General features: G+C 57.8%; 4 protein-coding genes. 2 read left to right on the top strand and 2 right to left on the bottom strand.

Going from position 1 to position 4,725, the window contains the following annotated elements:
• Positions 1-303: transposase domain-containing protein (locus tag ASH01S_RS17180; protein WP_157067223.1), on the top strand; the 303-nt coding region annotated here is incomplete at its 5' end.
• A gap of 271 nt (positions 304-574) precedes the next feature.
• Here the strand turns inward: ASH01S_RS17180 and ASH01S_RS17185 are convergent.
• Positions 575-1,999 carry a (Fe-S)-binding protein gene (locus ASH01S_RS17185; RefSeq protein WP_067929662.1) on the bottom strand — a complete coding sequence of 475 codons (1,425 nt, stop codon included), beginning with the start codon at positions 1,997-1,999 and terminating at the stop codon, positions 575-577.
• Positions 1,996-3,411, bottom strand: coding sequence for an FAD-binding oxidoreductase (locus tag ASH01S_RS17190; RefSeq protein ID WP_067929663.1), 1,416 nt, complete (start codon positions 3,409-3,411; stop codon positions 1,996-1,998). The genes ASH01S_RS17185 and ASH01S_RS17190 overlap by 4 nt, the downstream gene beginning before the upstream one ends.
• A 138-nt stretch (positions 3,412-3,549) precedes the next feature.
• Here ASH01S_RS17190 and ASH01S_RS17195 point away from each other — a divergent pair, with 138 nt between their 5' ends.
• On the top strand, positions 3,550-4,323 hold the full coding sequence (locus ASH01S_RS17195) for a FadR/GntR family transcriptional regulator (RefSeq protein WP_067929664.1): 774 nt from the start codon (positions 3,550-3,552) through the stop codon (positions 4,321-4,323).
• Positions 4,324-4,725: the final 402 nt, after the last annotated feature.

Raw genomic sequence — 4,725 nt, forward strand, 5'->3', positions numbered from 1 at the left:
GGGCTGGAAGACGGGAACCTGGAGCTGGACAATAACCGGAGTGAGCGATCCATCAAGCGGTTTGTGATAGGTTGCAAGAACCTCCTGTTCGCGAATACACCGCGCGGGGCAAGGGCGAGCGCCATCGCCTACAGCCTAGTCGAGACAGCCAAAGAGAGCGGGCTGGACCCGTATCTGTACCTGGAACACCTGTTCGAGCGGCTGCCTAACATCCCAACAGATGACCCGACGGCGATGGATGAGTTGCTCCCGTGGTCGGATCGCCTGCCGGAACGGATCCGCAGGCGAAAGAAAAAAGGATAGCAGGAGAAATCGCCCCGCTGGGTTCCCTGACGGGGTTGATTGTTGCTGTGGATGACTCTCGCGCGAAGTCTGGAGAAGCGCAAGGTGTGAGGGGTTTTACGCTTACACCGCTTCCGCCTCTCGTTTCCATTGTCTGCGGTACAGAACCTGCATCTCCTGCTCGAACAGATACGCCAACACACAGACAAAGATGTGGCCTCGTACCCGCTAAGCCACCGACAGACCTGCCGTGAAGCACCATTTTGCTGCACCCAGCGGGGTGAACCATCCTTCAATCCACCACCCGGTTCAACAGATCCACAATGTGCACGGCTTCTATCTGGTCTTCCAGGCCAGCGCGGAGAATACCCTTCTTCATCTGTAGCAGACAGCCCGGATTCGCCGTAACCACAATATCCGGTTTGGTCTCCTTGACATGCTTCATCTTGTCGTCGAGAATCTGCATCGACATGTCGAAGTTCGTGATGTTGTAGATCCCCGCCGAGCCGCAGCAACTATCGGCAAACGGCAGCTCCACATATTCGACGCCTGGGATACTGCGAATCAGGGCGCGCGGCTGCCTACGCACGCCCTGCCCATGGGCGAGGTGGCAGGAATCCTGGTAGGTGACCCGCGCGTTCAGCGACTTCGTGAACTTCAGCGGAGGCAAATCGACCAGCAACTCACTGATGTCCCGAACCTTTTCAACAAACCGCTTCGCTCTATATGCCCACTCCGCATCGTCCTTTAGCCAATCATCGTATTCTTTCAGAGCGGCACCGCATCCGCCCGCGTTGTTAACGACGAGGTCCACATTGGCACGCTCAAATGCTTCGATGTTCCGCTTGGCGAGGGACACGGCGTCGGACTTCTCACCAGAGTGCGCATGTAGTGCCCCGCAGCAGGCCTCTTGCTCGATAAAGACGACTTCGCAGCCGGCCTTGGCGAGTAGCCGCGCCGTAGACTGATTGGTCTCGTAAAACATCAGGTCCATGATGCAGCCGGTGAACATACCGATGCGAAGCGGGCGCGACCACACCGTCTCATACGTCCTTCGCGGCTCAGCCGCTGGGCTGGCTGCGCCAAGCCCCGCCACAGGCCGCGTCTCAGACTCCACTACAGACCCTGCACCATTCCCGACTGCGGCATCCGCTGCCACACTCACCGGCGCTATGCTCTTCTGCCGTGCTTGCCGTGCACGCGGCGATGCCACCTTATCCACTGCCTCCTGCATCTCTGCCATCGATCTCGGGAGGATGCGTATCAGTCCGGTCTTATCGGCGAACCTCTGAAGACCTATGGCCTGTAGCGCCCAGAGAACGGTTCCGATAGCTTTGAGCATTTTCGGACGCATGAACACCTGCTTGAACATCACCTTACGCACGACAGACCGCCGCACAGCAGACCGTTGTCCCGTCGCTCTCTTGTAGTCCTCGATGACTTCCCGTGCCGTCTCAATGAGGCGCCCGTACCGGACACCCGCCGGGCAGGCCGTCTCGCAGGCCCGGCAGCCGAGACAGGCGTACATGTTCTTCTCGAACGTCTCGTCCAAGGGCAGCTTCCCCTGGGCAACCCCTTTCATCAGGCCTATGCGTCCGCGAGGACTGAAGGTCTCGAGCCCCGTCTGCTGATACGTCGGACACGTCGGCAGGCAGAAACCGCAGTGCATGCAGTTGAGCAGCTCATCCATGTCGAACTTGGCCATCACATTGTTCATGGCTGCCTCACCACCATTCTCGGTCTGAACGCTTTGGCGACAACCTTGCCAGGGTTGAGGATGCCATTCGGATCGAACGCGGCTTTGATGGCCTGCATGAGCTCGATGCCGCCTTCTCCAACACGTTGGGACAGGTACTTCATCTTCGTCATGCCGACACCGTGTTCGCCCGTAATCGTTCCGCCGAGCGACAGTGCCGTCGCGAAGATCTCTTCAAACGCCTGCTCCACCCGCGCAATTTCCGCTTCGTCGCGCTCGTCCGTCATGCATGTAGGGTGCAGATTGCCGTCCCCCGCGTGGCCAAAGGTGCAGATTTGCACCTGGTACTTCTCGGAAATCCGAATAATGGCCTCGACCATCTCCGCCAGCCGCGACCTCGGTACCGTTGCATCCTCCAGGATGGTCGTAGGCCGTAGCCTTGAGAGCGCCGCCAGCGCCGCCCGCCGCGCCGTCATCAGCTTCGCACTCTCCTCGGGTGTCTTGGCCATTTGCACGTCCACCGCACCTTCGCTGCGAGCAATTTGGACGATCCGCTCGACATCTCGCACCACCTGTTCTTCAGGGCCATCCTGTTCAATCAGCAGCATGGCTGCCACGTCGCGCGGCAGGCCCAGGTGGGAGAAGTCGTCGACCACGCGCATCGTCGCCTGATCAAGAAACTCCATCGTCGCTGGTATGATGCGCGCCGATATCGTTCGTTCGACAATCCGCGCTGCATCGACGAGACTGGTGCAAAACACGGACAACGTCCGCTTCGTCTCTGGCAATGGCAGCAGTTTCAAGGTCAACTCAGTGATGACTGCGAGCGTTCCTTCAGATCCAACGAGCAACCGGGTCAGATCGTATCCAGCCACATCCTTGTAGTTCTTCCCGCCGCAGCGGAGAATCTGGCCGTTGGGCAGCACGTATTCAAGCCCGATGACGTAGTCTTTCGTCACGCCGTATTTCAAACCGCGCATCCCGCCAGCACACTGCGCTACGTTACCGCCGATAGTGGAAATTCGCATGCTGCCAGGGTCAGGCGGATAAAACAGGCCCTTTGCCTCGACCGTCTTGTGGAACTCGCCTGTGACGACACCGGGGCCGACCGTCGCAGTTAGGTTTTTCTCATCAACCTCGTAGATCTGGTTCATCCGCGTCATGTTCAGCACGATGCCGCCTTGAACTGGAATCGTCCCGCCTGCCAGGTTGGTGCCGGATCCACGCGGAATCACTGGGATTCCATGGTCGTTGGCCAGTTTTAAGACCTCCGCCACCTCCGCGGTGCTACCGGGCATCACCACGACATCCGGAAAGGCCTGCACAATCGGTGTCGCATCGAACGAGTACACATGCAACTCATTGCTGTCCCTGAGAACCCACTTAGGGCCAACGATGTCAACGAGGCGTTCGACGAGGCGTGCGTCTATCATCGCTACCACCCCCATAGTTATCAGGTCGTCAGATGAATTTGCTAACACGACCAATGTATCATTTCCAGAGAGAAATGTGTAGAGTAAAATTAACAATATGTATCTCAATCGGCTACATCACCGGCCTGGAGGTTTCCAATGCCGCTGGCGAAGAAGGCTTATGAAATTGTGGCAGAAGAGCTGAAAAATCAAATCGAAGCGGGTATTCTCAAACCGGGAGACAAGCTGGCCACTATCGACAGGCTCGCCCAACAGTGGCAGGTCGGCCGTTCGACTATCCGTGAAGCACTCGGCGTGTTGCGGGCTCAAGGTTTGATTGAGTCCGTGCAGGGTGGCGGAACGTTTGTCACGAACAACTCGGTCCAGTACCTCAAACAAAGGGAAACTGGTTGGATGGCATCCGCCGAGGAACTCCGCGAACTGTTGCAGGTGCGAAAGATTCTCGAAACAGGCGCCATCGTCCTGGCTGCGGAACAATGCAGCAAAGAACACCTGGATGAGCTTCGGCTGATAGTCCAACAAATGCGGCACGCCATCGGCAATGAGGAAGTCAGCCCCGTGCTCGATGTCGACCTGCACCGCGCTATCGCTCGAGCCACGAGGAACAGCCTGCTGGTCACCATGATGGAGGACATCTCATCGACCATGATGCGCACTATTCGCGACACGCGCAGGCTGTGGCTGTACAGCGAGGCCGAATCGGCCATGCGACTATTTGAAGAGCATGAGTCGATGGTTGAGGCGATTGCCGCACAGGACGGAAAGCGCGCGGCCGAAATCATGCGGAAGCATCTGGAACGCGTAGAGGCGGCATTCGAACAGGTGTGCGGCGACACGACGTCTATCTTCCCCGGGTCCCTCCGAAGATCATCGAATCGGTCAACATCTCCACCATCGCTCGGTAATCGATAGGCACCATCCTGTCCATCACAGCCGTATGCGTTCGTCCGCGGTAATCTATATCAATCCCCGCGATCGACACCGATTTATCGCTGGCCAGCAGAAAGTCGTGGTACAGGCCGCTCTCTTTCACTTGGTGCACTAACGAAAGATCGCGTAAAGCGTCGGCTCTGTCGACCTGAATTGGTAAAGGATACAGATGGTAGTCTAGTCATGACGAACGAGGCCGGCTCGCCGATTCGTACACGCGTGGGCTATCTTGGTGACACGCCGGAGTGTGCCAATACAGAGTCAGATACGAAGGGAATAGGACCTCACATGAAGCATAGCACAAAGTTCGTCGGTTTGGACGTGTCCAAGGATACGATCGACGTTGCCGTGGCAGACGGGTTGGGCGGTGAACCACGGTTGCTC

The sequence above is a fragment of the Alicyclobacillus shizuokensis NBRC 103103 genome (assembly GCF_001552255.1).
In the GTDB taxonomy this organism is placed as follows: domain Bacteria; phylum Bacillota; class Bacilli; order Alicyclobacillales; family Alicyclobacillaceae; genus Alicyclobacillus_G; species Alicyclobacillus_G shizuokensis.